This window comes from Bradyrhizobium sp. USDA 376 (assembly GCF_054063675.1).
The window spans coordinates 5,810,944-5,836,437 of sequence record NZ_JBSSGN010000001.1 but is presented as its reverse complement, the minus strand read 5'-3'; the positions used below and the strand labels follow the sequence as shown (position 1 = coordinate 5,836,437).

The following is a 25,494-nucleotide window of genomic DNA, read 5'->3' as shown; positions in this document are numbered from 1 at the left end:
AGCGTGTCTCCGTAGCTCATCGACCGGCGATCAGCCGGTTGAAGGCTATTTCAACATGTCGTTCTGGCGTGTGCAGCTCATTTCAGGCTGATGTGGTGGTGGTTTACCACGCACAATCACAGCAGGTATTTTGTCGCATGGTTGATGTGAACGTGTGTGTGAAGCGGTTCACAGCGTAGGTGCGACAATTGGGCACCGGGGTGAGAGCGAGATGAATGGGTGGAGCTGAAGCAGCGAGATACTGCTTACATGCTCATTGCTTAAAGCAGTGCTCGCGGTGCCACTGTAAAAAATGTGGATGAGGCCGATCCGATGGTCTTCTTGGCTCAAGCGCACGACCGGTCCTATTGATGACTGATCGAACTCCTTCCAGGTCGTTTGTCTGGCGCGAGATCAAGATTTCCAGATCATCGGCCAAGCTGATCAGACCTCGGTCGAACATCCAGTGAGCAGTACCGGACAGAGCGATTCCATTGCTCACGATGTCCGGCCCATTTGCCTCCACAGGCCGAATGTGCGCCGCCGCGACTTCTGCGCGCCCCATTCCATTGATGAGCTTCAGCCCGGTAATGGCGCAGCGCTCGTCGTAGGCGCGCAGCACGATCCGGCGAAAAACGCGATCGCGCAGAACTCTTGATACCGTGAGGCTGATGCGATCTCGTTGCTGCTCAAATATGAACGGCGCCTGATCCTCATCGAGTTGAGACAATCGAACATCGCTATCAACTCGGGGCAACAACGGCGCGCCTTCTGCGAAACCGAGTTCAAGTATTCTATTAAAGTCGTCCGGCGATATTGGGCGGACTGCCGACTGAGCGCGCCCCGAAATTCTCCCATGCTCGTTCAAGACGCCGCGCTCAACGGGACCAGTTGCGCCGTTGAAAGGAACCGGGTTCGCAAAATCGAGGTAGCTTCCCGGCTCAATCAGCGCGAGATACATTCCCGGAGCACCTGGGTCGGGAATAACCTGCTGAACCCGGGCAATCGCAAAGTAGCCGCGCGTCTCGGCTACCTTGCTCGGTTCGTAATAGATGATCCAATCGCCAATGCAGGCTTGAACGCGGCGCAAGTACTGACTGGGAAACTGGTATCGTTCAGCCGGGCTGTCATCGTAGATCGAGTCCGATCGATGGATGAATACCCCAAATCCCATGCTTCAGTTCAACCCGTCGGCAACGACACGCGTCAAACCCGTCTGCACCGGCGACGGGTTTCGCTGCGCTCCACCATCCTACGCGCTAAGACGACGATCCAAAGCGAGATGCAATACCTGCAACTTGCTTGGCAGTCACCGCGTGCTCAGTCGCGTCTCCATTTCGCCAAATCGGCCATGAGTTCCTAATCCTTGAATACTTGGGGCTACCTTAGCAGCCCCTCACTCCCACTCGATAATCAACTGGCAAGCGAAACCCGCATGAATAAAGGCGCTCCGGGCGTTGCATTCTCGCTATACCGTCAAACATACCGTCAACCCAGCTTACCGCGCAATCTGTCGCCAAACGCTTGCGCTTCGTCCTCTGATACAGGGCTTGAGCGTGCCGGCTTACGCGGCGCAGCCTTGGGGCGCGGCGGCCTCTGAGCGCGCACACCCGCCGACATCTTGAGGCGGAAGGCACATATCCGGGCCTCGATTTCCTTCATCGCTTTGCCAATGTCGCGCGCAACGATTGAGAGCGCGTCCCTGTTAGTTTGGATCGCCGCCTTCTGCGCGTTCAGAAGCGCCACGATGGATGTGAGTTCGTCCACCAAGTCACTGCTGGTCACGGGTTGTCTTGTTGCCATGGTGCTTCCTGTGCTGAAGCCCAATGATCGCACCACTCAACAAAAAGCCCGCCGAAGCGGGCCTGGTGGTGAGCCACGGCGAAGGCGCTCACGGCTGCCCACCGACACGCGTTTTTGCCGGCACCTTGCGCGTCGAATGAATCGCCAGCACGTTGCACACGAAGCGCGTGCCGCTGTGACGGGCGCTGATGGCGGACACCATGTACTGCACGGCGAAGATGCCGCCAGCGGCCCATAGGCTGCCCGCTGGTGCGCCGGCATACCAAAGCGCAGCCGGCGCGAGCGGTGCTAGGAACAGCGACATCACCGCCATGTCGCGGTACATCAGAAACAGCTTGTGCGCCTCAGACACGGCCGGATCATCCCCCACCAGGCGATAGAGCTTGTACCACTTCGCGTTCTGCTCGCTTGGCTCGGTTGGTAGCGCCCCAACATTTTTAGCCAGCGCCTTCATGTCGATACGGGCATCAGCCGGCGCGTGTTTCGTGAACGCCTCGCTTCCCGGCTGCGGGTTGGCAATCCTCCAGAAGACAAGCCTAGCCTTGGCTTCGTGAGACAGCAAGCCTGTGAATAGCAAAACGAGCACCGGCAGCGCCGTGGCAGACCCTAGGCGCATTAGTGCCAGCGTGCTGGCGTCAACAAGGCCCGGCGCCACGAACAACAACACCGCTGCGATGTCGAATGCCGCCAACCCGGCAAGCCATTTCATGTTGGACGCCTTCAGGACGTTGGAGCGTGTTTTCATCCCCGATACTCGGTGTCGATGTTGAAGTTTCCCTGGTCGTCTACTTCGAATTGAATCCAGCCGTCCTTGCGAGTGGTGAGCACCCGCCTGTTAAGCCCGGAGGTTCGGACCAACACACCGTTGGGGTTGCGCTTCACCACTTGACTGCGATAGGCCTGAATCATGTTTTGCGTGTCGTGCACGATGGCCTTGTCCGACATCACTACTGCCATTGGATGGCAATAGGCAAAAACGTCTTCGCAGTACCCGTTGTCGCGGCCATGATGTGAGGCAACGAGGACATCAACGTCCGCAAGCATTGCGCGGAATGAGGGGTTCAAAAGGTGGTTTCGCCAACCAGGCCCCTCCAGGTCGCCGGGAAACAGGATGCCGAACGGACCGTACTTGATGAACACCACAAGGCTCAGATCGTTCGTCTTCTGGAAAACCGGCCAAGCGTTGTAGAACATCGTGGCCGTGATGCCGCCCATGTTCGTGTTGAAGGGGTAATCAATCGGCGCAGTAAACGTGCCGATGTTTTGCATGTAGCGCTGCGCGTCGCGCGTCAGCGGCCCGCTTTGACGCTTCACTGCCTCGAACGCCTGCGGGCCGAAGGTTGGATTGTGGTGCATCACGGGCACTTCGATTCCAGCGTCCCACAGGCCCTGAAGCCCGCTCATGTGGTCCTGGTCGGCGTTCGTAATGAACAGGTAGTCAAGCCTGCGGCGGGCCAGATTCCTTGTGATGAAATCTGCTGGCGTCCAGTCGTGCGTGTCGCCGCTGTCGATCATCGCCAAACGACCCGCAACACCATTCAGCGTGTGATGCAGCATCGCGCACGCGCCGTGCTCCACGTCCCAAATCCGCAATAGCATCGAGCCTGGCATTCCGCCCCCCCAGTGATTGCCCTTTATAGCGCAACCTGAAGGCGACAAGGCCAGTGAAATTAAGTTGTGAACAGGGGGTGTGGATGCGCTGCGGCCCGTTGCTGGGACTGGAGGCAGATCGCTGCCACCATCAATTCGCTTGCCGCGATGCGCAGCTCATGCGCGACGCTGTTCACGCTGGGGTGTTGAGGTTCGATGCCTTCGAGCCTCGCACGTTGAGCGCTCAGGGTTTTGATGGCGCGATCCAGTCGGCCATCAATGAAATTTGTTTCGTTCATTCGGTTGTTCTTTATGGGAGCGCCACCAGGCGATAGCTGGAGGTTAGTCAGTGCTACGTCGCGTCCACTGGAGTGGGCTTAACTGGCGGCAGGTAGCCCCGCAGCCGAAACGCTGTGCCCCGCAGGTTCTTCAGGGCATCCCGCACCTGTGCCGCAGCTTGCCGGTCGGTCGCAGGAACAGTCGTATCAAGGGCAATGCGATCAGCCTCGGCATTCGCGAGCGAAAATAAACTGAACAGGTCCATGGTGTGGTGTGTGCCTTGTGTGATGGGTGCGCGGTTGCCATGTGGCCGGCTACGATGCCGCGCGTCACCGAAAATTCAGAACCGCTATCTTTCGATGTTGGTTGCCACATCGGCGTGAGAGGGTCACGCCAGCCCGAAAAGTGCGCGGTGCAAAGGGGGACTTCCTCTGCTCACCGACGCCGCGCGCGCCGGAACAATCCAACCGTTCATGTCCCGCCAGGTTGCCCGCTGGCACGGGTGTTCATCAGGCCGTGCCGGCTTGCTGCAGCGCTTGCTTCAGCAGACTGGTGGCCGCGCTGTTCAGGCTGACGCTGCAGCCTGTGCGCTTTGAAATGGTTTGCTGGTGCTTCTCGACAGCGCGCCGCAGTTCGCAGGGCACTACCAAGCTGATGCGCGCATCTGCGCGACTGGGTTCAGGTTTCTGGTTCACAGTTCTTCCTTCCAGCGAAGTGCGAAGCCGGTGCCGCGTTGTTGGCGCTTCAGCTCCCTGCGCCGAATCTTCACCACACGAGACAGGTAGCCCACGGCGGCTTCCAACTGTCGCGGCTGCAGGTCGAAGTGCGCCGACAGGGCCTTTGCTGCTTGGTCAGGGCCGATGAACGGCAGCGCCTGAATGCCGGGGATGCACACCAGAATGCGTTCTTCATCGCCCGATGGCCGTTGGTGCAGCTTGGTGCCATCCAGCACTCGCAGCACAGAACCCGGCAGTTCCGCTTCCTGTTCGGCCGCCGCAGCGCTCTCGCGCCTGGCTGCACGTCTGAGAGCTACAGCGTTCATGCTGCGGTCCAGAACGCGGCGGGGTCCGGCAGCAGCGCCTGTGCGTTCACGAAGGCCGTGATTTGCAGGCGGCCTTGCAAGTCGCGCCGTTCGATGACTACACGAATCTCATCATCAACACCCACGGCGCTGCGGTACCAAGCGCCGATGTACGTCCCGGCCGTCTGGTCCGTCAGTTCTGCACTGATCCCAGCAGCACGCAGCACACCGTCAGCGCCTACAGCCGCACCAGCAGCAGTAGTGCCGGCAATCGCGCGCAGCTCGCCGAACATCAGGCCCTTGGTGGCAGCCTTTGCCAACGTAAAGGCGCTGGGGGTTGCGGCGGCCACGGCGGCGAGCAACACGCTGTCTGCGACTTGCGCGAGGCCCAGCGCAAACGAACGGGAAATTTCGAAGGCAACTTCTTCGTCGCTGCGTTCGCGCTGGTCGGCGCGGGACAACTCAAAGCGAATGCCATGACTTGCGGCCTCGCCCAGGTCGATGCCGGCGCGGAAAACGGAAGGCTCGACCACGGGCACATCCGCGCCATCGGCAACCACCGAAAACGGCGCGGCAGTCACTACGCTGAAGCGGGTCGGGCGCTTGTACCAGGCAACGATGCCGCTGTCGTTGTTCACCGTGTCAGGGGCATCTGCCACCGGGATGATGACGGCTCCAGCGCGAGCGACGCGGCTGTTTTCGAGCAGCTGATGCGAAATGCTGTTCGTGCTGCCTGCCGGAGCGGACCGCGTGCGCATGTCGTACTCGCGGGACATTTCTGGGAGTGGGCGCGGGAAGCGCTTCGCTCAATCGGACGATGCCAACAACAGCTGGCGGCTTGCTGGTTGCGGGATGGGCGCGGTCTTGCGGCGCGAAGCCCTGCGCGGAGCGCGCCGAGCGGATCAGATTGGCAAGTTTGGTGTGATTGATGGTCATGGGGGTGAGTTGTTAATTCCTATGTACGTGCCCATGATCGTGATTACCCGCCTGCAAATCCTCCGGGGGTATTTCCAGTCAAGTGCGAGCTCTCGCCACCAGCTGCGCCACTCGGCGTTCGGTCAAATCGAAGATCGCCGCTAGCTCGGAACGAGGTAGCCCCGCTGCGGCAGATTTCAGTAGCTCGCGATTGCGAAAGGCAACTGCTACGCTGTTGCAGTTCGCAACCTGCAGGATTTCGCCGCCGAAGTGTTGGCACAGCGTTTCGGCATAGGCGCGGCCCAGGATGGCCACCAGGCGGTGATCGTCGCGCAGACGGTCAACGCGAGGCACGTACAGCAGCACCCGCCAGCATTTCTTTCCCGGCACGCCACCGAAATGGCGCGGCAACTGGCCGATCAGGAACAGCGTGCGTTCGCGGCCGATGACATCGGCGATTTCCTGGGCGATGCCAGGGAGGGGTGCCGTCATGGCACTAGCCCCAGCGTGTCGATGCCACCGCCGCAGTCACCACGATACAGGCATGCGGCTTCCACGGCCTGCACGGCGGTGCCCCCCATGTGCAGGACACCTCTGGCCACTTCGCCGCCAGAGCCGGCGACAACGTGCTGGCATTCGATGGTGCAAGGATGGGGGCCAGCGTAGTAGTGCAGGACGCCGCTGCGTGAGAACACGTACAGGTCGGCGACATTGGCGCGCGCCGTCACCGGGAAATCGTCAGGGCGAGCCCCTGCGAGATACCACGCTTTCAGATCGGCGCACACCGCCGCGTCGCCTGTGCCGGCCAGCAGCTCGCCGCCAGGTGAGCGATGAATTTTCGTAGTGGTTTGCACAGCGCCTCGGTGGTCGGTTGTGCGACGGTCGGCCGCCAGCACCTGGCCGTCGAATGCAAGCACCGTCATGCTGCGCGCCTCGCCGAAGCGGCACCCAGCGCCATCATCGCGACGGCTCGCGAGAGGCCATTGCGTTCGAACAGATTTCCGAATGCCTCCAGGTCTGCATCGTTCGGTTCGCGCCCTACAGCGGACAGCCAGCCCATCGCCACCAGGTCGCGTGCAGCGGGCCGATTGCGGAGGTTAGCGGCCACCTTTTCGCCGATGCGCAGGTGGGCAAACCACCCAGCATCGAAGGTGCCCCGTGCCAAGCGTGGCAGTGCGCCGTCCTCGACGTACTGACGCACGCGGCGCGTGGTGAGGCTGTGCATTTCCGCCAGCTCGGTGGCGGTGGATTCGAAAGTGTTTTCAGCGGTCATGATGGTTTGATTTCACTTGATGAAACGGAAATGGGTTTTTTAAGGCCACCGAGAGGTACAGCGTCGCGGGGCTGATACCCCCGCCCTAGTACCCGGTGCCCGGAAGGACCCGCTATCTTTTTTATAGCGTTGTGTTGTTGCAACAGCGTTGCATCTAGCGCCCGGTCGCCTCGACACGTCGCACCGCCTTGGCAGTCAGCGCGTACCTGCCGCGCTCCCCTCGACGCACCAGGCCCATGGCCTCCAGGCGCTGCAGCCTGCGTGCTGCCGTAGCCCTCGGGATACCCACGTACTGCCCCAGCTTCAAGGCCGTCATGGGCTTGTGCTCGGCATGCCCGATGGCTACCGCACACATCAACAGCACGTCGCCACTGTGCGCACCGAAGCGCTCTTGCCGCAGCAGCTGCAGAGACAGCGAGCGCATCAGGTGCAGTAGATGGCGCATTGCTTCGCTGCGCGTCTGTTGACCACTCATTCTCAAATCTCATTTTTGAACTCTTTATGTGTTTAAACGCTTTCACGTTTTGGACAGCTTGGACAGCATTTAGGGGTGTTTCCGGGAAGTTCTCTCATGAAGTGAATTGAGAAAGTTACCCTGAACAGCCCTATATCCTGTCCATCCTGTCCAAACTTCAAAACGGCCGGTTGTCGGCACAGAGGTTGAAGCCCCGGTAATTGCGCAGGTGGCCGGATTTGCTTTCACTGAAGCCTCGCTTCAGCAACTCGGTGGTGAACGATTTCTTCGACCAGGACCGGTGCCCGTTTTCGTCGCACCAGTCGCGATAGCTGCCATAGGCGCGCTTCTGTTCGCATGCTTCAGTCGGTCCCTGCATCGTTTCGTCCGTGAGCCATTGCAGGAACACGTCCGATTCGCGCCGATATGCAGCAGACGCTGCGGCCACTCGCGCACAAGGCTGGAGGCCACGCGCAGCGTATTCGGCATAACCCGCCACCAGCCACGCCAGCACGCCCGCCGCTTCAGCCTTGAGCTTGTCGCCCAGGCGGGTGTCCTTCTCGTGCCCTTCAAACTTTCGGTCAAAGGGGATCAGGTCGAAGCGCCGCCAAATTCCATCGTCGGTGTCCTTCACGATGGGCCGGTTGTTGGCGCGCACCCATAGCTTGTGCGTGGGCCGAAAACTGAACGTGTCGCCGTACAGCCTGCGTGCCGCAATCGCATCGTTGCTGCAGATTTCCTTCACTACCTGTTCGCTGAGTGTCGAACCCGCGCGAACTTCGTTGGCGAGGGCCATGCGCTTGCCCTGCAGGCTCGCTTTCACCGGGCTGGCGGCCTCGCCATCCTTGTTGCGCAGTTCTTCAAGAAAGCTCGGCGGCACGCTGGTTTCATACGGACCCAGGATGTGCTGCATCAGATTGACCAGCACGCTTTTGCCATTCGCGCCGCCACCGAGCATGAAGAAAAACTTCTCTTGATCGACGCGCCCGCTCAGCGTGTAAGCCAGCGCTCGGCGCAGGTAGTCCACCCAGTCGGGATCGTTGCAACTGATTTCGTCCAGGAACTTCAGCCACTGCGGCGCGGCCGCGCGAGGTAGATACTCGACCGGCGATTGTTTGGTGATGCGTAGGGCCGGATCGTGCGGGCGCAGCTCGCCGGTGGGCAGGTAGATCACGCCGTTTGCCACGTTCAGCAAATCGGGGTCTTGATCGAACTCGCTGGTGTGTGCCGCCAGGCGCGGATCGGACTGCGCGAGCTTCAGCGCGGCACCGACGCCAGCCGACGACATGGCGCGCATGGCAAGCCGCGTCAACCGAGCAGCTGCATCAGGCTCAGTCGCCGCGATGGTGGCCGCTTCACGCAGCATTGCCGGCCCTAGCAGCTTGGCTTCTTCGATGTCCTCGCCAACCGTGCATTCGTCCCAGCGTCCGCCGCGATAGGTCCGCCACCTGTTCGAACCATGCTCAAACAGAAATCGACCCGCCATCGCTTCGGCCAGGATCATCGACACGCGCACATCGGATGCTGCCAGCGCGTCGTCGCCTTCTTGGTAGCGCTCGCCGTCTACAGGCTTCACTGGCGGCATGGGCATTGGAGCCGGCTTGCGCTGCGGCCGTTGCTTCGCGCGCGGGTCCGGCGTCGGCAGATCGGGCAGCGTCTCGCCGCGTTCTGCACGTTCGTTTTTCTCTCGTGCGATGCGCTTCGACAATCCATCGAAAAACGCTTTGGCTTCATCGTGCGACAGAGGCGCATTCATTCAGCACGCCCCCGCTGCTTTGGCCTCCAGCCGATCTGCGACAGCGCGACGACTGCAGCGGCGGCTTGGTCCGCTGGTGTCCGAAGGCTTTTCATTGCCCTCACAAATCGGTCGCCTGCCTCCTGGATGTCGCAGCCGCTCTTTACCTCGCGCTGCACCCAACGCATTGCATTCTTTTCCATCTGTTGGCGCATCAACGCTGCTCGGCGTTCAAGCCCCGCCTGCGCTTCACGGTGCCAAGCGAGGAAGTCGGCCGGGTTGGAGATTTCGCGCTCGCTCATGCCGCACCCCCAGCCAGCGTGCGCTGCATTTGCGCGCCAATTAGTGCGTTGTCGTTGGCCAACGTTTGGGCCGATCGGATTTGCGCTGAAATACGATGATTGATAGAATTCACCTTGGTAAAGTCGTGATTGGTTTTGCCTGCTTCCTGAAGGCGCTGCTCGGTCCCCACCCGCAGCGCTTTCTTATTTCCGGTCCTCATGCTGGTGTCGCTTCCGACTGAGTACGCTGCCACTCCAGCACATCCTTTTCCCGCCAGGCAGTCACCCCGGCCGACAGCTTCACCGGAGCCGGAAACGTCTTGTCCGCGACTTTTCGCCAAAGCGTCGCGTGAGAAAACGGAACGTAACCGCCTTCGAGTAATTGGCGCTGGCGAATGAATCGATCCAGCGAATGAGGCTTAAAAGTATTGAGGCGCATTTGTTGCGATTCCGTGTGTTGCTATGGGACGCGATTTTGCGCACCCCACCAAAAAACACAATAAAGCGCCGTGAGCGCAAATGATGTCCAATGAATACGCGTGAGATTTAGGCGCGATTTCTCAGAGGGGAATCTTTACCTCGACTGCAATTGCAACAATTTGAAACAGTGCAGTACAGCGACGATCAAGCTGCTTGAACGCAATAAAAAAACCCGGCGCATGGCCGGGCTTGTAGTGTTTAAACGATGCGCGCGCGTCTATAGATCATCGTCCAGGTCATCTTCGTGTACCTCTGCCGCCCGCCGCTTGGCATCCGCGATCAGCTCGCGCGCTGACTCGCCGCGTACCCAGGCGTCCACCATGTCGGCCCAGCACTGCAGCATAATTTTTCTTTCGGCCAGATAACGGTTTGTGTTGTAGACGGCCGCAATTCGATTGCGGGGTGCGTGGGCCAGCGACATTTCAATCCACCGCTCATCGAATTTCGCGCGATTGAGGCCGGTGGAAAAGGTGCGGCGCAAATCGTGCACACCGAACGTTTGAAATTCGGGGGCGTCTTTTTTAATTCGCTCCACCGCCGCATCAATTACGCGGTTTAGTGTTGCATTGGAAATCGGCGTCTCGCTGTCGTATCGGCCTGGATGCAAGTATTGGCTAGACCCAAAACACGAACGCAATGCGGTCAGAATGTCCAATGCTTGTTCGCTCAACGGCACCACATGCGCGTTCCCGGCTTTCATCCTGGCGGCAGGAATTGTCCAGCGCTCGGCGTCGAAGTCCACCTCGCCCCAGATCGCATCAATGAATTCACTTTTGCGAACGCCAGTCAGTAAAACGAATTTCAACGCCAGGCGTAGCGTGGGCGTGGTGGCTACCTGCTCCAGCGCAGCAAGGAATTTGCGAATCTCGGCTGGCGTCAATGCACGGTCGCGCGCTTTAAACGTAGCAATGGCGCTTGCTCGCAATGCTTCGGCCGGATTGCTGACGGCCTGGCCCCTGCCCTGCGCGTGCCTGAACACCGCCTGCACCACTTCGCGGACGTGGACAGCGACGGCGGGGCCGCGCTTCGCCTTGGCGTCATCGCACAGCCTCATCAGCCGCTGCGGCGTCACTTCCTCCAGCTTGAGCCGGCCTAGCTCTGGCTCGATGACGCGGCGGTACGTGGAGCGGCGAAACGCCAGCGTGCTGTCCGCCAGCTGCTCGGCTCCGCTCTTGGGATCGGCCTTGTGTTGGAAGTAGCTCTCTGCCCAGCCCGCGAAGGTCAGCGCCTCGGCCGCTTGGGTGCGCTTCTCCACCTTCGCCCGTGACGGTGACTCGCCCCGCTCCACGTCGCGCCTGGCGCGATCCAGCAGCGTGCGTGCCTCGCGCAGTGACACGTCCATGCCGAATTCCAGCGCCTCGGGCTCGCGTGTTTGCCTGCTGCGGCTCGGCGAACTGTCGTAACGACCAATCGCCAGCGTCTCGCGCCGGCCGTTCATGCGGTAGTCGTAGCGGAAAGAAATCGTGCCGGTGGGCAGGACGGCGGCATACATGCCGTCGCGGTCGCTCACCTTGTAGGGCTTGTCCTTGGGTTTCAGTGCGCCCAGGGTTTTGTCGGTCAGATCAGGCAAAGCAGCCTCCAGGTTGGATTCGCCGCTTGATACCGTCAACCTGCTTGACGGTACAGCGAGCGGTGATTTTCGCCGCTCTAAACTGTACCGTCACCCATACCGACAAAATGGCCGGGATAGAGCGAAATCGATTGATACGACATGGGATAAGTAAACCCTTGTCGCAATTCATTTTTTTCGCAATCGTGGTACAGCGCGAGACGCCGTGACACGATCCTAAATCACTCCCACTCAATCGTCCCGGGCGGCTTGCTGGTCACGTCGTACACCACCCGGTTCACGCCCTTCACCTCGTTGATGATGCGCGTGGCGGTCTCGCCCAGGAACTTCATGTCGAACTGGTAGAAGTCGGCGGTCATGCCGTCGGTGGAGGTGACGGCGCGCAGGCCAACCACATAATCGTAGGTGCGGCCGTCGCCCATGACGCCGACGGTCTTCACCGGGAGCAGCACGGCAAAGGCCTGCCAGATCTCGTCGTAGAGGCCGTGCTTGCGGATCTGGTCGATGTAGACGGCGTCCGCTTTCCTGAGGATGTCGAGCTTGTCCCTGGTGATGTCGCCGGGGCAGCGGATGGCGAGGCCCGGGCCCGGGAACGGGTGGCGGCCGACGAAGATTTCGGGGAGGCCGAGCTCGCGGCCGAGCTTGCGGACCTCGTCCTTGAACAGCTCGCGCAGGGGCTCGACGAGCTTCATGTTCATGCGCTCGGGCAGGCCGCCGACATTGTGGTGCGACTTGATGGTGACTGAAGGTCCGCCGGTGAAGGAGACGCTCTCGATCACATCAGGATAGAGCGTGCCCTGCGCGAGGAAGTCGGCGCCGCCGATCTTCTTGGCTTCGGCTTCGAACACCTCGATGAAGAGGCGGCCGATGGTCTTGCGCTTCACTTCGGGATCGGTGACGCCTTCGAGCTCGCCGAGGAATTGCTTCGAGGCATCCACGTGCACGAGCGGGATGTTGTAGTGGTGGCGGAAAAGGTCGACGACCTGCTCGGCCTCGTTGAGGCGCATCAGGCCGTGATCGACGAACACGCAGGTGAGCTGGTCGCCGATGGCCTCGTGGATCAGCACGGCCGCGACGGCTGAATCGACGCCGCCGGAAAGGCCGCAGATCACCCTGCCCTTGCCGACCTGCTGGCGGATCTTTGCGATCTCCTCCTCGCGGAAGGCGCGCATGGTCCAGTCGCCGGTGAGGCCGGCGATCTTGCGCACGAAGTTGCGGATCAGCCTTGCGCCGTCGGGCGTGTGCACCACTTCGGGGTGGAACATCAGGCCGTAATATTTGCGCTTCTCGTCCTGGATGATCGCGAAGGGCGCGTTCGGCGAGGTGCCGGCGACGGAGAAGCCCGGCGGCATCCTGGTGATGCGGTCGCCGTGGCTCATCCAGACCTGGTTCTTGCTGCCTGATGTCCAGACGTCCTCGAACAGCTTGCTTCCGGCCTTCACCTCGACATCGGCGCGGCCGAATTCGCGATGATGGCCGCCCTCGACCTCACCGCCGAGCTGGGCCGCCATGGTCATCTGGCCGTAGCAGATGCCCATCACGGGCACGCCGGAATCGAAGATCAATTGCGGGGCGCGGGGGGAGCCGGCCTCGTGCACCGACTCCGGGCCACCGGAGAGGATCACCGCTTTCGGCTTCATCTCGTTGAAGGCGGCTTCCGCCTTGTTGAACGGGACGATCTCGCAATAGACGCCGTCCTCGCGCACGCGACGCGCGATCAGCTGCGTCACCTGGCTGCCGAAGTCGACGATGAGAATCTTGTCATGCGCCGAGGCCACGGAGGGCGTCGACGCGGAGCGGTCGTTCTGTGCTGCTGTCATGGCAAGCAGATACGCGACGGAGCCCCCGCCCGCAACCGCGCTCGCTCGCGCGCCCACATTCTTCTTTGGGCATGGACAAATGGATATAGGTAAGTCATATTGACCTAATTTGCCTCGCTACTCAACAGGGGCCGATCAGGGAGAACGCTCATGTCACAACATCATCAGCCATCAACGCTGGCCGCGCTCGGCCGGACCTGGGTCGAGGCCTGGAACGCGCGCGACCTCGACCGCGTGCTCGCGCTCTATGACGAGGCGGCCGTGATGACCTCGGACCGCATCCCCATGCTGGGGTTCGATGCCAGCGGGACCGTGCGCGGCACGGAAAGCTTGCGGGCCTATTGGGGCAAGGCGCTGGGGCTGCTGCCGGGGCTGCATTTTTCGCTGATCGATGTGTTCGTCAGCCCTGACAGTGTCGTGGTGTTTTACGCGAACGAGCGCGGGAAGAAGATCTGCGAGTATCTGCGGGTGAACGATGCGGGGCTGATCGTGCAGGGATCGGCGAACCATTTGGTGGGGTGACGACTGCTTTTGGCGCAGCGATTCCGCTCTTTTTCCGTCATCCTGAGGTGCGAGGCATGCGGCGCGAAGCGGCGCATGGGGAGCCTCGAAGGATGCACGGCCCGGATGCAGCAGCCGGGCCGTCGCCCTTCGAGGGCCGCTGAAGAAGCGGCCACCTCAGGGTGACGGTGATGGAAATGGAGCGCGCTGCTTCAACATCGTCATTGCGGGCGGAGCGAAGCAATCCAGACTGCCGCCGCGGATGCATTTCTGGATTGCTTCGCTGCGCTCGCAATTGTGCATGTTCACTAATTCGCTGATTGGATCGCTCCAGCGGAGGAACGATCCGATGCGAGACAACAGCTATGACCGAACGGTTGAACGCAACTATCTGCACAAGTGGCGCTTTCTGATTTCGGAGTATGAGGCGGTGAAGGCTGGCCGATCGCCGCTGTTCGAGCGGGTCGGCGACTTCTACCGGCACCACGGGACCTGCTCGCAGACGTTCCGCAAGTATTACAATCGCTATCTGCAGAGCGGCGAGGACGCGGATCTGCTGCCGCGGCGGCGCGGCCCGAAGTGGCGGGAACGGCGCGAGCCGGAAGGGATCGAGGCGGAGATCGTCGCCCATCGCAAGCGGGGGATGAACCGTTATGAGATTCATGCCGTCTTGCGCGAAACGCGCGACACGGTACCTTCGCCGATCACGATCTACCGGGTGCTGAAACGCTACCGCCTGAACCGCCGCACGCCGGCGATGCGTGAGGAGAAACGCCGTATTATCAAGGACAAGCTCGGGGAGCTGGGCCACGTCGATCTGCATCAATTGCCGCGCGATATGTTCCTCGCGCCACCCCCGGTCACGGCCTACATCATCAGCCTGATCGACAGCTGCTCGCGTCTGGCCTGGGCCGAGGTCCTGACATCCAAGAAGGCGCTGCCGGTCATGTTCAAGACCCTGAAGATGATCAACACCCTCAACGTCACCTATGGGCTCGTCTTCCAGGAAATCCTGTCCGACAACGGCGCCGAGTTCGCCGCCCGCACCAAGCCGGGCGAGCATCCGTTCGAGGCCATGCTGCTCGAGCTCGGCATCAAACACCGCTACACCAGGCCCTATCGGCCGCAGACCAACGGCAAGGTCGAACGCTTCTGGCGTACCCTCGATGACGACGTCATCGACGGCGCGACCTTCGACAACCTCGACCACTTCGCCAATGAACTGTTCGAGTACCTCGTCTACTACAACAAACCACAGACCCCATCAGGCCTTGGCGGGACAAACTCCCAAGACCTTTGCCGCGACCAAGACCACCGCGATCCAATCAGCGAATTATTGAACATCGACAGCAATGACGGAGACTGCGGGCGCGCCGTGCGATAACAAAAACACTGCCGGCTCTGACACAGGACTCCCCGATGAAACTCCCCACCTCCCCCTTCACCGTCACCGACTGGAGCAAGGTTGCGCCGACGACGCATGCCGGCGAGAGCGGCCAGGCGCTCTGGCGCACGCTCAATATCGGCGATCTCCGGGTGCGGATGGTCGAGTATTCGCCGGGCTACCTCGCCGACCATTGGTGCGACCGCGGCCACGTCATCTTCGTGGTCAAGGGCGAGCTCGATTCGGAACTGCGCGACGGCCGCAAGTTCAAGCTGACGGCGGGCATGAGCTACCAGGTCTCGGACTTCGGCGACGCCGCGCACCGGTCCTCGACGGCCACCGGAGCGACGCTTTTCATCGTCGATTGAGGGCTGAATTGCGGTGCATTTGCACCGCAAAATAGCAAAGTCCCGGGACGTGCCGGACCACGGGTGGTGCCTTGAAGAAGTCCAATTATCTCGCTATATTGTGATCATCGATACTTGGCCGAACGACTGGGCCGCTTCGCCTCGTCTAAGACAGGCGCGCACGCTTCAGATGATTTCTCCAAAACATCGACTCATCAGGACTATGGGCGCAGCGACGCGTTCCGGTCCACGTGCGTACCGTCTCTAACTAACTAAAGGAAATTTCCCATGGCTATGGGCACCGTGAAGTGGTTCAACACCCAAAAGGGTTATGGTTTCATCCAGCCGGACGACGGCCAGAAGGACGTGTTCGTCCACATCAGCGCCGTCGAGCGCGCCGGCCTCTCTTCCCTCAACGAGGGTCAGAAGGTCTCGTTCGACATCGTCGCCGACCGCCGCAGCGGCAAGTCGTCGGCTGACAATCTCCGCGTCGGCTAACGCCGGCGCAACGTTCTGACCGCGGACGTACCGGCAGAACGCTAGAAAAAGAAAGCCCCGCGACCGGGATCGGTCCGCGGGGCTTTTGTTTTGGGGCGGAATGACAACGTCGATCATCGGCGTTGTCGTGCCGTAGGGTGAGCAAAGCGACTTGTCCGCCGTAGCTCGAAGAGCGAAGGCGGAAGCGTGCCCACGTCTTTCTCAGGTGATCGAGAGATGGTGGGCACGGCGCGCGAAGGGCGCGCCTTTGCCCACCCTACGAGACCTTTTTCAACACCGAGACGAAGAAGCCGTCGGTTCCCGTGCGGCGCGGCGTCATCAGCCAGCCTTCGTCCGACCGCAGCGCGGCGTCGGCAAAAGCCTCGGCCTTGTCCCAGAGCACGCTGGCGGTCTGCTCGGGCGGCACCACCGCGAAGTCGGGATGGCGGCCGACGAACGCCCTCACCTGCTCGCCGTTCTCTTCCGACAGCACCGAGCAGGTGATGTAGGCGATGCGGCCGCCCGGCTTGACCAGGGGAACCGCCCGCTCGAGCACCTCGGCCTGGTCGCGCAGGCGGATCTCCAGCGCGCCCGGCCGCATGCGCCATTTGGCGTCCGGGTTGCGGCGCCAGGTTCCGGTTCCCGTGCAGGGCGCATCGATCACGACGAGGTCGGCGGAGCTGCGGATGTCGGCGAGCGGATCGGCCTCGCCCTTGGGCGTGCGGATATCGGCATTGTGGACGCCGGCGCGCGACAGGCGCTCGTGGATCGGGACAAGCTGGCGCTTGTCGCGGTCGGTCGCAATCAGCCGGCCCTTGCCCTGCATCAGCGCGGCGAGCGCCAGGGTCTTGCCGCCGGCGCCGGCGCAGAGATCGATCACCTGCTCGCCGGGTTTTGCCGCGGTGAACTGGGCCGCAAGCTGCGATCCCTCATCCTGCACTTCAATGGCGCCCTTGATGAAATCCTCTTCCGCCTGGATGCCGGGGTTGCGCGCATCGGCCGAAAGCTCGATGCGCAAACCCGTTGTCGACCACGGCGTCGGTTTCGCATGAAGATGAGCAAGATTGCGCAGCACCTTGTCGCGATTGGATTTTAGCGTGTTGACCCGCAGATCCAGCGGCGCCCGGCTCGCCATCGCAGCCGTCTCCGCCGAACGGTCCTCGCCGAACATTTTTGCGAAGTGCGGATCGAGCCATTCCGGGTAGTCGCCGGCGACGGAAGCAGGCGCGTCCTTCAGGGAGCGCTGGCTGAGCGCCGCCTGCTCTCCTTCCGTCAGCGGCGCCGGCGCGAAGCGGCTGCCGTCGAACAGCGCGGCCATGGTGGCCGTGTCCATGTCGCGCTCGAGGCGGAGCATGCCGATCAGCCGTGCACGCGCGGTGTCTGCGTCCATGAGGTAAGCGCTCGAGGCGTAGCGGCGCAGCACGTCCCAAACGAGGCCGGCGATCGCGGCGCGGTCGCCGGAGCCGGCGAAGCGGTGCGCGGTGCCCCACTCCTTCAGCGCCTTGGCCGCTGGCACGCGGTCCTTCTCGATGGTGTCGATCAGTTCAATGGCTGCGGACAGCCGGGCAGCGGGGGTCATTTCAAATCTTTCAGATTAGATCCGACGGCTAAGCATCAGATCAGCAAGAGCATTCTCAGCGCGAAGTAGATCCACATCGCGAGCAGCACGAGCGCGCCGGCGAGCCAGATCGTGGAGCGGCGGCCGAGATCGTTGGAGGAGACGAACACGCCGGCATGGGCAAAGCGCGCCACCACGAATACCCAGGACATCAGTACGATGAAGAGATCGGCATGGCGCAGCGGCAGCGCCAGCGCGATCAAGGCGTAGAACAGCACCGGCAGCTCGAACTGGTTGCGGTAGCAATTGCCGACCTGGGTGGCGTCCTTGGGCCAGTTCGGCTCGCCCAGCGCAATGTCGCGGATCTTGGTCTCGCCCGAGACCAGCGAGCGGCGGCGCGCGAACACCATGCCGATCAGGAGCGCGAAGGTGAGACCGACCTGCACGAAGACAGGCAGCAGGACCATTTGGACGGACATCGGAACTTTCCCGTAAGGCGGATCGCCGCGGACCGTCATTAGCCGCGACTTCTCACGCTGACAATCAGCGAGTTGAACCGGTGTTCCCGCTCTTGCGACCAACCCCTGATTGTTCAAGCAATTTCGGCCCCTTTTCGGGGCGCAAGGCGAGCCAGCGCCATGAACACCCTGTCCAGCCTTTTGACCGAATCCGCCGATGGCGGACTCGGCATCCTGATGTCGGCGCTATCAGGTATCGCCGCGGCGCTCGCGGTGGCGCTGGCGATGACCGTGTATTTCCGCCTGAGCTACCGGAGCTGGCGCGATGTCATCAGGCATGGCCTTGCCACACTCGCCGCCATCGCCCTGCTCGCCTTTGCCGCCTACGACATGCGCCACGCCGCGCTCGCCTATCTCGGCCTCAACCCGTCGAAGCCTGCGGTCGAGTTCGAGATCCGCATGCCCCGGGAAATGCTGGCGGCGGTGACCGACACCCAGATCGAGCTGCACACCGACCGCAACCAGACCCTGGCCCTGGTCGACGGCGTGCGCGACCTCGCCGACGGACGCGCGGTGCTGCGCGGCGCGGTCGGGCTCAACCATCGCACCGCGGACCGCGTGCTGGTCGTGAACCTGCCCGGCAAGGGCACGTTCGAATTCCGCCTGCGCCTGCCCGCCGAGCCGCATCGCACCGAGCAGTTCGGCCCCTGGCACCTCGCCGACCGCATCGCCTCACCACTGGCGGGCGCGGTCGCCCCGCAGGACGCCTACACGATCCGCTATCGCGTGCTTTAAACTTTGTTCGGTCGCGAAACGTGGCGTGCCGTCATCGTTCCGACGCGTGGCTCGGCCTATGATCGGCCCATGTCCGAATTTCGCCTCACGCAGATTTCCGACACCCATCTCGGCGGGCGCTTTCCCGGCCTGATCGCGAACTTCCAGGCGGTCTGCGAGCACATCGATGCCGACAGACCCGACCTCGTCATCAACACCGGCGACGTTTCCTTCGATGGGCCGACCAGCCGCGACGATGTTGAATTCGCGAAGGGTCTGCATAACGCACTGCCCGTTCCCTGCCGCTACATCCCCGGCAATCACGACATCGGCGACAATCCGACTGCGATCGGGCCGGCGCCAAAGCCGCCGGTCACGGAAGCGCACCGCCGGCAATTCTGCGAGATCATCGGCGAGGACCATTGGTCGTTCGAAGCCGCGGGCTGGCGCTTCATCGGCCTCAACACGCTGGTGATGAACTCAGGACTCGCCTTCGAGGCCGAGCAGTTCGACTGGCTCGCCTCCGAGATCGCGCGCGTGAACGGCAGGCCGGTCGCGCTGTTTCTGCACAAGCCGCTGTTTCTCAATCTGCCTGACGATCCCGAGACACATGAGACCTCGATCCGCTACGTGCCGCAGCCGGCGCGCGCGCGGCTGATCGAGATGTTCGCGCGTGTCGACCTGCGCCTCATCGCCAGCGGCCACGTGCATCAGCGGCGCGACTTCACCTTCCACCACACCCGTCACGTCTGGGCGCCGTCGGTCGGCTTCAGGATCAACGACGCGCGCCAGGACCGCATCGCGATCAAGGAGACCGGCCTCGTCGAGTACCGCTTCCGACGCGATAGCCTCGAGGTCCGCCACCTCAGGGCGGCGGGTCAGGCCGATATCGATATCGAGGAAGTCCTCGTCCAGATGGGCGGGGAGCACTAGCTCAATCCGACGGCACTTATCCTTACCAAGATACCGCACTGCATCGAATTTGTCCCCATCTTGGCTAAATTTAACTAATGACAACGTTGTCATTCGAACATATCGTTCGCTTTAGCGGTCGAGGGCCGCCGAGGGAGCGACAATGCAGTTCTTGTCCCGGTGGGATAGCCAACGCCTTTCGACGACCATTCGGGGCATTCCCCTGGTCGATGGCGTCGCCACTGAGGACATCGGCAGCCAGCGCTGGTCACCTGCGCGCGGCGATCTCGCCCTGCCCGCCCTCACCCTTGATGAAGCCGCCTTCGCCGCCAACCGCGACCTCTTCCTGAATTGGTGCAAGAGCGCCGGCGTTGCCGTCGCGCCGCACGCCAAGACGCCGATGTCGCCGAAGCTGGCGCGCTCGCTGCGCGCAGCCGGTGCCTGGGGCACGACGGTCGCCAACATCCAGCAGGCTGCCGTGCTGCTCGCGAGCGGCGAGCGTCGTCTGCTGCTGGCCAACGAGATCGGCGGGCTCGCCGCCGGCCGGCGGCTCGGCGCGCACTTGAGCGCCTATCCCGACGTCGAATTTCACGCCTTCGCGGATTCACCGGCCGCGGTCGCAGCGCTTGCCGAGGCGGCGCGGATCGCGGGACGCAGCGAATTGTCGGTGCTGGTCGAGCTCGGTGCGGGCCGCGCCGGCGCGCGCGATCGCGCCGCGGTCGAGGCAACGACCGCGGCCGTGCTCGGTGCCGACCGGCTCGTGCTCGGCGGCGTCGCGACCTATGAGGGCGCAGCCGCAACGTCCGATACCGACACCACGATGCGCGCGATCGCGGCGCTGCTGGAGCGTACCATCGACGCCTTCGCGCTGGTGCGCGCCGCCGCTCCGCAGCGATCATTGATCATGAGCGCCGGCGGCTCCGCCTATTTCGATATCGTCGCACACGCGCTGGCGCCGGTGGCGCAGGCCGACGGCAATGCCAGCGTGATCCTGCGCTCCGGCGCGCTGTTCTTCGCCGACCACGGCATCTATGCGCGCGCCTTCGCGGAAGTCGATCGCCGCGGCGGCCTGCTCGTTGACGGTCTGCGCCACTCCGCCATGGAGGGCTTCCGGCCCGCGCTGACGCTCTGGGCCGAGGTGCTGTCGCGGCCCGAAGCCGGGCTTGCGATCGCAGGCTTCGGTATGCGCGATGCCTCCTTCGACCAGGGACTGCCCGTGCCCTTGCGCGTCTTCCGCGACGGCGTCGAGCTGCAAGGGCTCGCTACTGCGCTCACCGTGACGCGCCTCAACGACCAGCATGCGTTCCTCTCCGTCGCGCCAGAAGCTGCGCTTGCGGTCGGCGACATCATCGCCTTCGGCATCTCGCATCCCTGCACCTGCCTCGACCGCTGGCGCGTCATCTTCGGCCTCGACGCCGACGGCGTCGTGACGCGCGCCCTCCCCACCCAGTTCGGCTGAGAGCGGTGCGATGAACTTCCTGCCGCTCTGGCGCTACCAGAACCAGCTCATCGACGGCGCCATCGTCACGCTGGAGCTGACGGTGATCTCGGCGCTGGCCGGGCTCGTGATCGGCATCGCTGGCGCGGTCGCGCTGAAGGGGCGCATCACGCCGCTGCGCTGGCTGGTGCGCTTCTACATCGAGCTGTTCCGCAACACGCCGTCGCTGATCCAGATCTTCATCGTGTTCTTCGTGCTGCCGAACTTCGGCCTGAAGCTGCCGGCCTTCGAAGCCGCCGCCGTGGCGCTGTCGCTCTATTTCGGCGCCTACTCCGTCGAGATCATCCGCGCTGGCCTCGATTCCATTCCGCGCAGCCAGGTCGAGGCCGGTCAGTGCCTCGGGCTATCGGGCTGGCAGGTGTTTCGCCACATCATCCTGCCGCCGGCGCTGCGCAACGCCTATCCGGCGGTCACCAGCCAGTTCGTGCTGCTGCTGCTCGGCACCTCGCTCGCCTCGCAAGTTGCCGCCGACGAGCTGTTCCACGTCGCCGGCTTCATCGAGAGCCGCACCTATCGCAGCTTCGAGGTCTATGCGGTGATCTGCGCGGTCTATTTCGCGATGGCAATGTCGTTCAAGGCGCTGTTCGCCGTCATCAGTCTGGCCGCCTTCCGCTGGCCGCGGCGGCGCTGAGGGACGAGCGATGCGATCCTTTTCCCTCATCGATTTCGTCTCGCTGTTTGCGGCGCTGCGCTGGACCGTCGCGCTGGTCGCGCTCGCGCTCGCCTTCGGCGCACCGCTGGCGCTCGGGCTCGCCTTGGGCCGCATCAGCCGGTTCGCGGGCCTGCGCTGGGCGATGGCGGCGTGCATCCAGGTGATCCAGAGCGTGCCGCTGCTCGGCCTCTTGTTCTTCTTCTATTTCGGCATGCCGGTATTTTTGGGCATACAGGTGCCGGCGCTCATCGCCGTGACCGTCGCCTACACGCTCTACACCGCCGCCTTCCTCGGCGAGATCTGGCGCGGCGGCCTCGAGGCCGTGAAGCAGGCGCAATGGGAGGCCGGCGCCTGCCTCGGTCTCTCCCCCTGGCAGCAGTTCCGCCACATCATCGCGCCACAGGCGCTGCGGCTGTCGCTGCCGCCGACGGTCGGCTTCCTGGTGCAGTTCATCAAGGGCACCTCGCTCGCCTCGATCCTCGGCTTCGTCGAGCTCGCCCGCGCCGGGCAAGTGGTGAGCGCGGCGACGTTCCAGCCGCTGCTCACCTACGCGCTGGTCGCTGCGATCTATTTCGCGCTGTGCCTGCCGCTCACGCTCTGGTCCCGCTCACTGGAGGCCCGCCTCGATGGCTCTCGTTGAAATCCGCGACGTGCACAAGACATTCGGCAAGGTCGAGGTGCTCAAAGGCGTCTCGCTCGATGTCGAGGAAGGCGAGATCGTCACCATCATCGGCCGCTCCGGCTCGGGCAAGTCGACGCTGCTCCGCTGCATCAACGCGCTGGAGAGCGTCGATTCCGGCGAGATCCGGGTCGAGGGCCAGAAGGTCCACGCTGGGATGCCTGACCTCAAAAAATTCCGTCAGCGCGTCGGCATCGTGTTCCAGGCCTTCAACCTGTTTCCGCATCTGAAGGTCGAGCGCAACATCACGCTGGCCCCGCTGCTCACCGGCCGCATCAACAAGGCGAAAGCGCGCACGCTGGCCGCGGATGTGCTGACCCGCGTCGGCCTTGCCGACAAGATCGACGCCTGGCCCGAGCAGCTCTCGGGCGGCCAGCAGCAGCGCGTTGCGATCGCGCGCTGCCTCGCCATGGCCCCTCACCTCATGCTGTTCGACGAGGTGACCTCGGCGCTCGACCCCGAGCTCGTCGGCGAAGTCCTGAAGGTGATGGAGGCAATGGCGAAGCAGGGCATGACCATGATCCTGGTCACCCACGAGATGGGCTTTGCCCGCAACGTCGCCAACCGCATCGTCTTCATGCACCAGGGCCGCGTCTGGGAACAGGGACCACCGGCAAAACTGTTCGCCAATCCTGAAACCCCCGAGCTCGCAAGCTTCATCGCTTCCGCGAAATGATCAACCAGCCATCCGCCACCAGGAGAGAGTCATGAGACAACTGAAGTCCCTCTTTGCGATCGCAGCCACTGCACTCGCCGTGCTCGCTGCCCCAACCCTCGCGCAGGCCGACAAGCTCCAGGACGTGCTCGGCGCCGGAAAGATTCGCGTCGGCATTCTCACCGACGCAGCACCCTGGGGCTTCAAGGACGACAAGGGCGAGATCGCCGGGCTTGACGCTGATCTTGCCAAGCTGATCGCCGCCGACATGGGCGTGAAGCTCGAGCTCGTGCCGGTGACGGGCGCTGCGCGCATCCCGAGCCTGCTCTCGGACAAGATCGACATGCTGATCGCCGGTCTCGGCGCGACGCCCGAGCGCGCCCAGCAGGTGATGTTCTCGCAGCCCTATGCGGTGGTGAATCTCGGCGTCTATGGCGCGAAGTCGCTTCCCGCAGCCACCGGCAAGAAGCCCGACAATCTCGACGGCCGCAGCGTTGCGGTGGCCAAGGGCTCGACGCTCGACGTCTGGCTCACCGACAACGCGCCGAAGGTGAAGCTGGTGCGCTTCGAGGACACCCCGGCCGCGATCGCAGCCTATCTCGCCGGACAGGCCGACACGTTTGCGGAGAACAGCGCCATCGCGCTGAAGGTGCAGGATCAGAACCCGACCAAGGAGGTCGAGCTGAAGTTCCTGATCCGCCAGTCGCCGGCCCATATCGGCGTGCGCCAGGGCGAGCAGAACCTGCTCAACTGGATCAACACCGACATCTTCTTCAACAAGCTCAACGGCAAGCTCGGCGCACTTCAGCTGAAATGGTTCAAGGAAGAGCAGACGCTGCCGACGCTGTAAAAACTCGCACACGGCTCCCGCATCAGCGGGAGCCGACCTTCACGAGGAGAATTGAGATGATCAAACGTTACGTCGTGGGATCGCGCATGAGCCAGGCCGTCGCCGCCGGCGGCATGGTGCACATCGCAGGCCAGGTCGCCGATGACCGCAAGGCGGGAATCGTGTCGCAGACCCAGCAGGTGCTCGCCAAGATCGACGCGCTGCTGAAGGAGGCCGGCTCGGACCGCTCCAAGCTGATCGCGGTCAACGTCTTCCTGCCGCACATCACCGACTTCGACACCATGAACTCGGTCTACGACGCCTGGATCGATCCGGCCAATCCGCCGGCGCGCGCCTGCGTCGAAGCCCGCCTCGCCGATTTGCGCGTCGAGATGACCGCGGTCGCGCTGCTCTAAGCCGCCGCCCTTCTTTCAACCTTCGGCCGACGCCGGCGACGACGCGGCCTCGAGGCTTCCCATGCATACCGGACTTTTCCACGAGATCGACTTCGAGAAGGACCAGAAATGGTCCGGCCATCTCGGCATTCCCTTCTCGATCGACCGCTCCCCCTACTTCCAGCTCAAGATCCCGATCTTCCGGATCAAGAACGGCGCAGGCCCAAAGCTGCTGTTGATGGCCGGCAATCACGGCGACGAATATGAGGGCGAGATCACGCTGACGCGGCTGTATCGCCGGTTAGATGCGAGCGCCATCAAGGGCGAGATCACCATCCTGCCCTTCGCCAACCTGCCCGCGGTGATGGCGGCGCGCCGCCGCTCGCCGCTCGACGAAGGCAATCTCAACCGCGCTTTCCCGGGCGATGCCGCGGGCACGCCGACCTTCCGCCTGGCGCACTTCCTCGAGCACGAGCTGTTTCCGCGTCACGACGTCGTGTTCGACATCCACTCCGGCGGCACCTCGATGGCGCACGTGCCTTGCGCGCTGATCGAGCGGCAGGGACCGCCCGAGATGTTCGGCCACGCGCTGCGCCTGATGGAAGGGCTCGGCATGCCCTTCGCCTTCGTCGCCGAGAACGGCGCCACGGCGCCGACCTCGATGGCCGCGGCCGCGCGCGCCGGCGCGATTGGCTTGTCAGGCGAGTTCGGCGGCGGCGGCACCGTCACGCCGCAGACCATGGCGTTCACCGCGCGCGCGGTCGACCGGTTGCTGCTCGCGCTTGGCCTCGTCCAGGCGCCGGTGCTGGGGCCGCATGCACCGGTCGAGCGCGCGACGGAGTTGCTGGCATTGCAGAGCCATGCCCAGGCGGTGTTCGCGACGCGCCGTGGCTGGTTCGAGCCCGCTGTCACCGTCGGTGCGCGGGTGAAGGCCGGCGACATCGCCGGATGGTATCACGACTTCGAGCGTCCCCAGCTTGCCGAAGAGGTGCTGCGCTTCCCCGCCGAGGGCATCGTGATCTCGCAGCGCCTGCACACCGACAGCCAGAGCGGCGACTGCCTGGTCCAGGTCGGCCGCGCGCTGTCACGTGAGGAGGTGATGGTGCGGTGAGACCTCGCCACGAGTTCGCTGCACCTCTCCCGCTTGCGGGAGAGGTCGGATCGCGAAAGCGATC

The 25,494-nt window shown here is 63.1% G+C and carries 34 protein-coding genes; 13 read left to right on the top strand and 21 right to left on the bottom strand.

Going from position 1 to position 25,494, the window contains the following annotated elements:
- Positions 1 to 253: 253 nt before the first annotated feature.
- From ACVJ19_RS26900 to guaA, 19 genes are all read right to left on the bottom strand, one after another.
- A complete protein-coding gene (locus ACVJ19_RS26900) occupies positions 254 to 1,153 on the bottom strand; it encodes an HNH endonuclease (protein ID WP_453952172.1) in 900 nt (299 codons plus the stop codon).
- Positions 1,154 to 1,467: 314 nt separating this feature from the next.
- Entirely contained in the window at positions 1,468 to 1,782 is a 315-nt protein-coding gene (locus tag ACVJ19_RS26895) for a hypothetical protein (protein WP_453952170.1), read from the bottom strand.
- Between the two features lie 88 nt (positions 1,783 to 1,870).
- A complete protein-coding gene (locus ACVJ19_RS26890; protein WP_453952168.1) occupies positions 1,871 to 2,527 on the bottom strand; it encodes a hypothetical protein in 657 nt (218 codons plus the stop codon).
- A complete protein-coding gene (locus tag ACVJ19_RS26885; protein ID WP_453952166.1) occupies positions 2,524 to 3,393 on the bottom strand; it encodes a ComEC/Rec2 family competence protein in 870 nt (289 codons plus the stop codon). Before ACVJ19_RS26885 ends, ACVJ19_RS26890 begins: the two co-directional genes overlap by 4 nt.
- A 59-nt stretch (positions 3,394 to 3,452) precedes the next feature.
- Complete coding sequence (locus tag ACVJ19_RS26880) at positions 3,453 to 3,671, bottom strand: hypothetical protein (RefSeq protein WP_453952164.1); 219 nt, start codon at positions 3,669 to 3,671, stop codon at positions 3,453 to 3,455.
- Between the two features lie 53 nt (positions 3,672 to 3,724).
- Positions 3,725 to 3,916: a hypothetical protein gene (locus ACVJ19_RS26875; RefSeq protein ID WP_453952162.1), complete on the bottom strand. Its 192-nt coding sequence runs from the start codon at positions 3,914 to 3,916 to the stop codon at positions 3,725 to 3,727.
- Between the two features lie 244 nt (positions 3,917 to 4,160).
- Entirely contained in the window at positions 4,161 to 4,346 is a 186-nt protein-coding gene (locus tag ACVJ19_RS26870; RefSeq protein WP_453952161.1) for a hypothetical protein, read from the bottom strand.
- Positions 4,343 to 4,693: a hypothetical protein gene (locus ACVJ19_RS26865; protein ID WP_453952159.1), complete on the bottom strand. Its 351-nt coding sequence runs from the start codon at positions 4,691 to 4,693 to the stop codon at positions 4,343 to 4,345. The genes ACVJ19_RS26870 and ACVJ19_RS26865 overlap by 4 nt, the downstream gene beginning before the upstream one ends.
- Positions 4,690 to 5,430, bottom strand: coding sequence for a hypothetical protein (locus ACVJ19_RS26860; protein ID WP_456739458.1), 741 nt, complete (start codon positions 5,428 to 5,430; stop codon positions 4,690 to 4,692). The genes ACVJ19_RS26865 and ACVJ19_RS26860 overlap by 4 nt, the downstream gene beginning before the upstream one ends.
- A gap of 256 nt (positions 5,431 to 5,686) precedes the next feature.
- Positions 5,687 to 6,079 (bottom strand): Mor transcription activator family protein, encoded by a 393-nt coding sequence (locus tag ACVJ19_RS26855; RefSeq protein WP_453952155.1) that lies wholly within the window; start codon positions 6,077 to 6,079, stop codon positions 5,687 to 5,689.
- A complete protein-coding gene (locus tag ACVJ19_RS26850; RefSeq protein WP_453952153.1) occupies positions 6,076 to 6,510 on the bottom strand; it encodes a hypothetical protein in 435 nt (144 codons plus the stop codon). The genes ACVJ19_RS26855 and ACVJ19_RS26850 overlap by 4 nt, the downstream gene beginning before the upstream one ends.
- Positions 6,507 to 6,860, bottom strand: coding sequence for a hypothetical protein (locus ACVJ19_RS26845; protein WP_453952151.1), 354 nt, complete (start codon positions 6,858 to 6,860; stop codon positions 6,507 to 6,509). Before ACVJ19_RS26845 ends, ACVJ19_RS26850 begins: the two co-directional genes overlap by 4 nt.
- A gap of 154 nt (positions 6,861 to 7,014) precedes the next feature.
- Entirely contained in the window at positions 7,015 to 7,335 is a 321-nt protein-coding gene (locus ACVJ19_RS26840) for a helix-turn-helix domain-containing protein (RefSeq protein WP_453952149.1), read from the bottom strand.
- A gap of 157 nt (positions 7,336 to 7,492) precedes the next feature.
- On the bottom strand, positions 7,493 to 9,070 hold the full coding sequence (locus tag ACVJ19_RS26835) for a DNA primase family protein (protein WP_453952146.1): 1,578 nt from the start codon (positions 9,068 to 9,070) through the stop codon (positions 7,493 to 7,495).
- Positions 9,067 to 9,351: a hypothetical protein gene (locus ACVJ19_RS26830; protein ID WP_453952145.1), complete on the bottom strand. Its 285-nt coding sequence runs from the start codon at positions 9,349 to 9,351 to the stop codon at positions 9,067 to 9,069. Before ACVJ19_RS26830 ends, ACVJ19_RS26835 begins: the two co-directional genes overlap by 4 nt.
- Complete coding sequence (locus ACVJ19_RS26825) at positions 9,348 to 9,551, bottom strand: hypothetical protein (protein WP_453952143.1); 204 nt, start codon at positions 9,549 to 9,551, stop codon at positions 9,348 to 9,350. Before ACVJ19_RS26825 ends, ACVJ19_RS26830 begins: the two co-directional genes overlap by 4 nt.
- On the bottom strand, positions 9,548 to 9,769 hold the full coding sequence (locus tag ACVJ19_RS26820; protein ID WP_453952141.1) for a helix-turn-helix transcriptional regulator: 222 nt from the start codon (positions 9,767 to 9,769) through the stop codon (positions 9,548 to 9,550). The genes ACVJ19_RS26825 and ACVJ19_RS26820 overlap by 4 nt, the downstream gene beginning before the upstream one ends.
- Before the next feature lie 258 nt (positions 9,770 to 10,027).
- A complete protein-coding gene (locus ACVJ19_RS26815; RefSeq protein WP_453952139.1) occupies positions 10,028 to 11,380 on the bottom strand; it encodes a tyrosine-type recombinase/integrase in 1,353 nt (450 codons plus the stop codon).
- Between the two features lie 221 nt (positions 11,381 to 11,601).
- On the bottom strand, positions 11,602 to 13,200 hold the full coding sequence (guaA, locus tag ACVJ19_RS26810) for a glutamine-hydrolyzing GMP synthase (protein WP_453952137.1): 1,599 nt from the start codon (positions 13,198 to 13,200) through the stop codon (positions 11,602 to 11,604).
- Between the two features lie 150 nt (positions 13,201 to 13,350).
- Between guaA and ACVJ19_RS26805 the strand changes: the two genes are divergently transcribed.
- The 4 genes from ACVJ19_RS26805 (at position 13,351) to ACVJ19_RS26790 (ending at position 15,930) form a co-directional block, all read left to right on the top strand.
- The gene (locus ACVJ19_RS26805; RefSeq protein ID WP_453952136.1) at positions 13,351 to 13,722 is read left to right on the top strand and encodes a nuclear transport factor 2 family protein; all 372 of its coding nucleotides are present in this window, start codon (positions 13,351 to 13,353) and stop codon (positions 13,720 to 13,722) included.
- A 328-nt stretch (positions 13,723 to 14,050) separates the two neighbouring features.
- The gene (locus ACVJ19_RS26800; RefSeq protein ID WP_456739457.1) at positions 14,051 to 15,085 is read left to right on the top strand and encodes an integrase core domain-containing protein; all 1,035 of its coding nucleotides are present in this window, start codon (positions 14,051 to 14,053) and stop codon (positions 15,083 to 15,085) included.
- A 35-nt stretch (positions 15,086 to 15,120) separates the two neighbouring features.
- Complete coding sequence (locus ACVJ19_RS26795; RefSeq protein WP_453952134.1) at positions 15,121 to 15,453, top strand: DHCW motif cupin fold protein; 333 nt, start codon at positions 15,121 to 15,123, stop codon at positions 15,451 to 15,453.
- Between the two features lie 267 nt (positions 15,454 to 15,720).
- The gene (locus tag ACVJ19_RS26790; RefSeq protein ID WP_008141931.1) at positions 15,721 to 15,930 is read left to right on the top strand and encodes a cold-shock protein; all 210 of its coding nucleotides are present in this window, start codon (positions 15,721 to 15,723) and stop codon (positions 15,928 to 15,930) included.
- A gap of 256 nt (positions 15,931 to 16,186) precedes the next feature.
- Here the strand turns inward: ACVJ19_RS26790 and ACVJ19_RS26785 are convergent, their stop codons facing one another.
- The gene (locus tag ACVJ19_RS26785) at positions 16,187 to 17,488 is read right to left on the bottom strand and encodes an RsmB/NOP family class I SAM-dependent RNA methyltransferase (protein ID WP_453952132.1); all 1,302 of its coding nucleotides are present in this window, start codon (positions 17,486 to 17,488) and stop codon (positions 16,187 to 16,189) included.
- Positions 17,489 to 17,523: 35 nt separating this feature from the next.
- Positions 17,524 to 17,946 (bottom strand): MAPEG family protein, encoded by a 423-nt coding sequence (locus tag ACVJ19_RS26780; RefSeq protein ID WP_453952131.1) that lies wholly within the window; start codon positions 17,944 to 17,946, stop codon positions 17,524 to 17,526.
- Between the two features lie 159 nt (positions 17,947 to 18,105).
- Between ACVJ19_RS26780 and ACVJ19_RS26775 the strand changes: the two genes are divergently transcribed.
- The 9 genes from ACVJ19_RS26775 to ACVJ19_RS26735 all read left to right on the top strand — a co-directional run bounded on the left by ACVJ19_RS26775 (position 18,106) and on the right by ACVJ19_RS26735 (position 25,430).
- Positions 18,106 to 18,720 (top strand): acriflavin resistance protein, encoded by a 615-nt coding sequence (locus ACVJ19_RS26775; protein ID WP_453952129.1) that lies wholly within the window; start codon positions 18,106 to 18,108, stop codon positions 18,718 to 18,720.
- A 69-nt stretch (positions 18,721 to 18,789) separates the two neighbouring features.
- Positions 18,790 to 19,632 carry a metallophosphoesterase family protein gene (locus ACVJ19_RS26770; RefSeq protein WP_453952127.1) on the top strand — a complete coding sequence of 281 codons (843 nt, stop codon included), beginning with the start codon at positions 18,790 to 18,792 and terminating at the stop codon, positions 19,630 to 19,632.
- Positions 19,633 to 19,774: 142 nt separating this feature from the next.
- Complete coding sequence (locus ACVJ19_RS26765; protein ID WP_453952125.1) at positions 19,775 to 21,070, top strand: alanine racemase; 1,296 nt, start codon at positions 19,775 to 19,777, stop codon at positions 21,068 to 21,070.
- A 10-nt stretch (positions 21,071 to 21,080) separates the two neighbouring features.
- On the top strand, positions 21,081 to 21,740 hold the full coding sequence (locus ACVJ19_RS26760; protein ID WP_453952124.1) for an amino acid ABC transporter permease: 660 nt from the start codon (positions 21,081 to 21,083) through the stop codon (positions 21,738 to 21,740).
- A gap of 10 nt (positions 21,741 to 21,750) precedes the next feature.
- On the top strand, positions 21,751 to 22,401 hold the full coding sequence (locus ACVJ19_RS26755; protein ID WP_453952122.1) for an amino acid ABC transporter permease: 651 nt from the start codon (positions 21,751 to 21,753) through the stop codon (positions 22,399 to 22,401).
- Positions 22,388 to 23,116, top strand: coding sequence for an amino acid ABC transporter ATP-binding protein (locus ACVJ19_RS26750; protein WP_453952121.1), 729 nt, complete (start codon positions 22,388 to 22,390; stop codon positions 23,114 to 23,116). Before ACVJ19_RS26755 ends, ACVJ19_RS26750 begins: the two co-directional genes overlap by 14 nt.
- Before the next feature lie 31 nt (positions 23,117 to 23,147).
- Positions 23,148 to 23,945, top strand: a complete 798-nt coding sequence (locus ACVJ19_RS26745) for a transporter substrate-binding domain-containing protein (protein WP_453952120.1) — start codon at positions 23,148 to 23,150, stop codon at positions 23,943 to 23,945.
- Positions 23,946 to 24,001: 56 nt separating this feature from the next.
- Positions 24,002 to 24,340, top strand: coding sequence for a RidA family protein (locus ACVJ19_RS26740; protein WP_453952118.1), 339 nt, complete (start codon positions 24,002 to 24,004; stop codon positions 24,338 to 24,340).
- Positions 24,341 to 24,401: 61 nt separating this feature from the next.
- The gene (locus tag ACVJ19_RS26735) at positions 24,402 to 25,430 is read left to right on the top strand and encodes a succinylglutamate desuccinylase/aspartoacylase family protein (RefSeq protein WP_453952116.1); all 1,029 of its coding nucleotides are present in this window, start codon (positions 24,402 to 24,404) and stop codon (positions 25,428 to 25,430) included.
- Positions 25,431 to 25,494 lie beyond the last annotated feature (64 nt).

Coding starts and splice junctions, on each gene's coding strand:
- ACVJ19_RS26780 (WP_453952131.1), bottom strand. CDS start 17,946: ATGTCCGTCCAAATGGTCCTGCTGCCTGTCTTCGTGCAGGTCGGTCTC.
- ACVJ19_RS26855 (WP_453952155.1), bottom strand. CDS start 6,079: ATGACGGCACCCCTCCCTGGCATCGCCCAGGAAATCGCCGATGTCATC.
- ACVJ19_RS26825 (WP_453952143.1), bottom strand. CDS start 9,551: ATGAGGACCGGAAATAAGAAAGCGCTGCGGGTGGGGACCGAGCAGCGC.
- ACVJ19_RS26750 (WP_453952121.1), top strand. CDS start 22,388: ATGGCTCTCGTTGAAATCCGCGACGTGCACAAGACATTCGGCAAGGTC.
- ACVJ19_RS26755 (WP_453952122.1), top strand. CDS start 21,751: ATGCGATCCTTTTCCCTCATCGATTTCGTCTCGCTGTTTGCGGCGCTG.
- ACVJ19_RS26785 (WP_453952132.1), bottom strand. CDS start 17,488: ATGACCCCCGCTGCCCGGCTGTCCGCAGCCATTGAACTGATCGACACC.
- ACVJ19_RS26770 (WP_453952127.1), top strand. CDS start 18,790: ATGTCCGAATTTCGCCTCACGCAGATTTCCGACACCCATCTCGGCGGG.
- ACVJ19_RS26890 (WP_453952168.1), bottom strand. CDS start 2,527: ATGAAAACACGCTCCAACGTCCTGAAGGCGTCCAACATGAAATGGCTT.
- ACVJ19_RS26850 (WP_453952153.1), bottom strand. CDS start 6,510: ATGACGGTGCTTGCATTCGACGGCCAGGTGCTGGCGGCCGACCGTCGC.
- ACVJ19_RS26790 (WP_008141931.1), top strand. CDS start 15,721: ATGGCTATGGGCACCGTGAAGTGGTTCAACACCCAAAAGGGTTATGGT.
- ACVJ19_RS26865 (WP_453952159.1), bottom strand. CDS start 4,693: ATGAACGCTGTAGCTCTCAGACGTGCAGCCAGGCGCGAGAGCGCTGCG.
- ACVJ19_RS26740 (WP_453952118.1), top strand. CDS start 24,002: ATGATCAAACGTTACGTCGTGGGATCGCGCATGAGCCAGGCCGTCGCC.
- ACVJ19_RS26800 (WP_456739457.1), top strand. CDS start 14,051: ATGCGAGACAACAGCTATGACCGAACGGTTGAACGCAACTATCTGCAC.
- ACVJ19_RS26795 (WP_453952134.1), top strand. CDS start 15,121: ATGAAACTCCCCACCTCCCCCTTCACCGTCACCGACTGGAGCAAGGTT.
- ACVJ19_RS26820 (WP_453952141.1), bottom strand. CDS start 9,769: ATGCGCCTCAATACTTTTAAGCCTCATTCGCTGGATCGATTCATTCGC.
- guaA (WP_453952137.1), bottom strand. CDS start 13,200: ATGACAGCAGCACAGAACGACCGCTCCGCGTCGACGCCCTCCGTGGCC.
- ACVJ19_RS26830 (WP_453952145.1), bottom strand. CDS start 9,351: ATGAGCGAGCGCGAAATCTCCAACCCGGCCGACTTCCTCGCTTGGCAC.
- ACVJ19_RS26895 (WP_453952170.1), bottom strand. CDS start 1,782: ATGGCAACAAGACAACCCGTGACCAGCAGTGACTTGGTGGACGAACTC.
- ACVJ19_RS26860 (WP_456739458.1), bottom strand. CDS start 5,430: ATGCGCACGCGGTCCGCTCCGGCAGGCAGCACGAACAGCATTTCGCAT.
- ACVJ19_RS26745 (WP_453952120.1), top strand. CDS start 23,148: ATGAGACAACTGAAGTCCCTCTTTGCGATCGCAGCCACTGCACTCGCC.
- ACVJ19_RS26735 (WP_453952116.1), top strand. CDS start 24,402: ATGCATACCGGACTTTTCCACGAGATCGACTTCGAGAAGGACCAGAAA.
- ACVJ19_RS26840 (WP_453952149.1), bottom strand. CDS start 7,335: ATGAGTGGTCAACAGACGCGCAGCGAAGCAATGCGCCATCTACTGCAC.
- ACVJ19_RS26835 (WP_453952146.1), bottom strand. CDS start 9,070: ATGAATGCGCCTCTGTCGCACGATGAAGCCAAAGCGTTTTTCGATGGA.
- ACVJ19_RS26775 (WP_453952129.1), top strand. CDS start 18,106: ATGAACACCCTGTCCAGCCTTTTGACCGAATCCGCCGATGGCGGACTC.
- ACVJ19_RS26880 (WP_453952164.1), bottom strand. CDS start 3,671: ATGAACGAAACAAATTTCATTGATGGCCGACTGGATCGCGCCATCAAA.
- ACVJ19_RS26805 (WP_453952136.1), top strand. CDS start 13,351: ATGTCACAACATCATCAGCCATCAACGCTGGCCGCGCTCGGCCGGACC.
- ACVJ19_RS26885 (WP_453952166.1), bottom strand. CDS start 3,393: ATGCCAGGCTCGATGCTATTGCGGATTTGGGACGTGGAGCACGGCGCG.
- ACVJ19_RS26765 (WP_453952125.1), top strand. CDS start 19,775: ATGCAGTTCTTGTCCCGGTGGGATAGCCAACGCCTTTCGACGACCATT.
- ACVJ19_RS26760 (WP_453952124.1), top strand. CDS start 21,081: ATGAACTTCCTGCCGCTCTGGCGCTACCAGAACCAGCTCATCGACGGC.
- ACVJ19_RS26875 (WP_453952162.1), bottom strand. CDS start 3,916: ATGGACCTGTTCAGTTTATTTTCGCTCGCGAATGCCGAGGCTGATCGC.
- ACVJ19_RS26845 (WP_453952151.1), bottom strand. CDS start 6,860: ATGACCGCTGAAAACACTTTCGAATCCACCGCCACCGAGCTGGCGGAA.
- ACVJ19_RS26900 (WP_453952172.1), bottom strand. CDS start 1,153: ATGGGATTTGGGGTATTCATCCATCGATCGGACTCGATCTACGATGAC.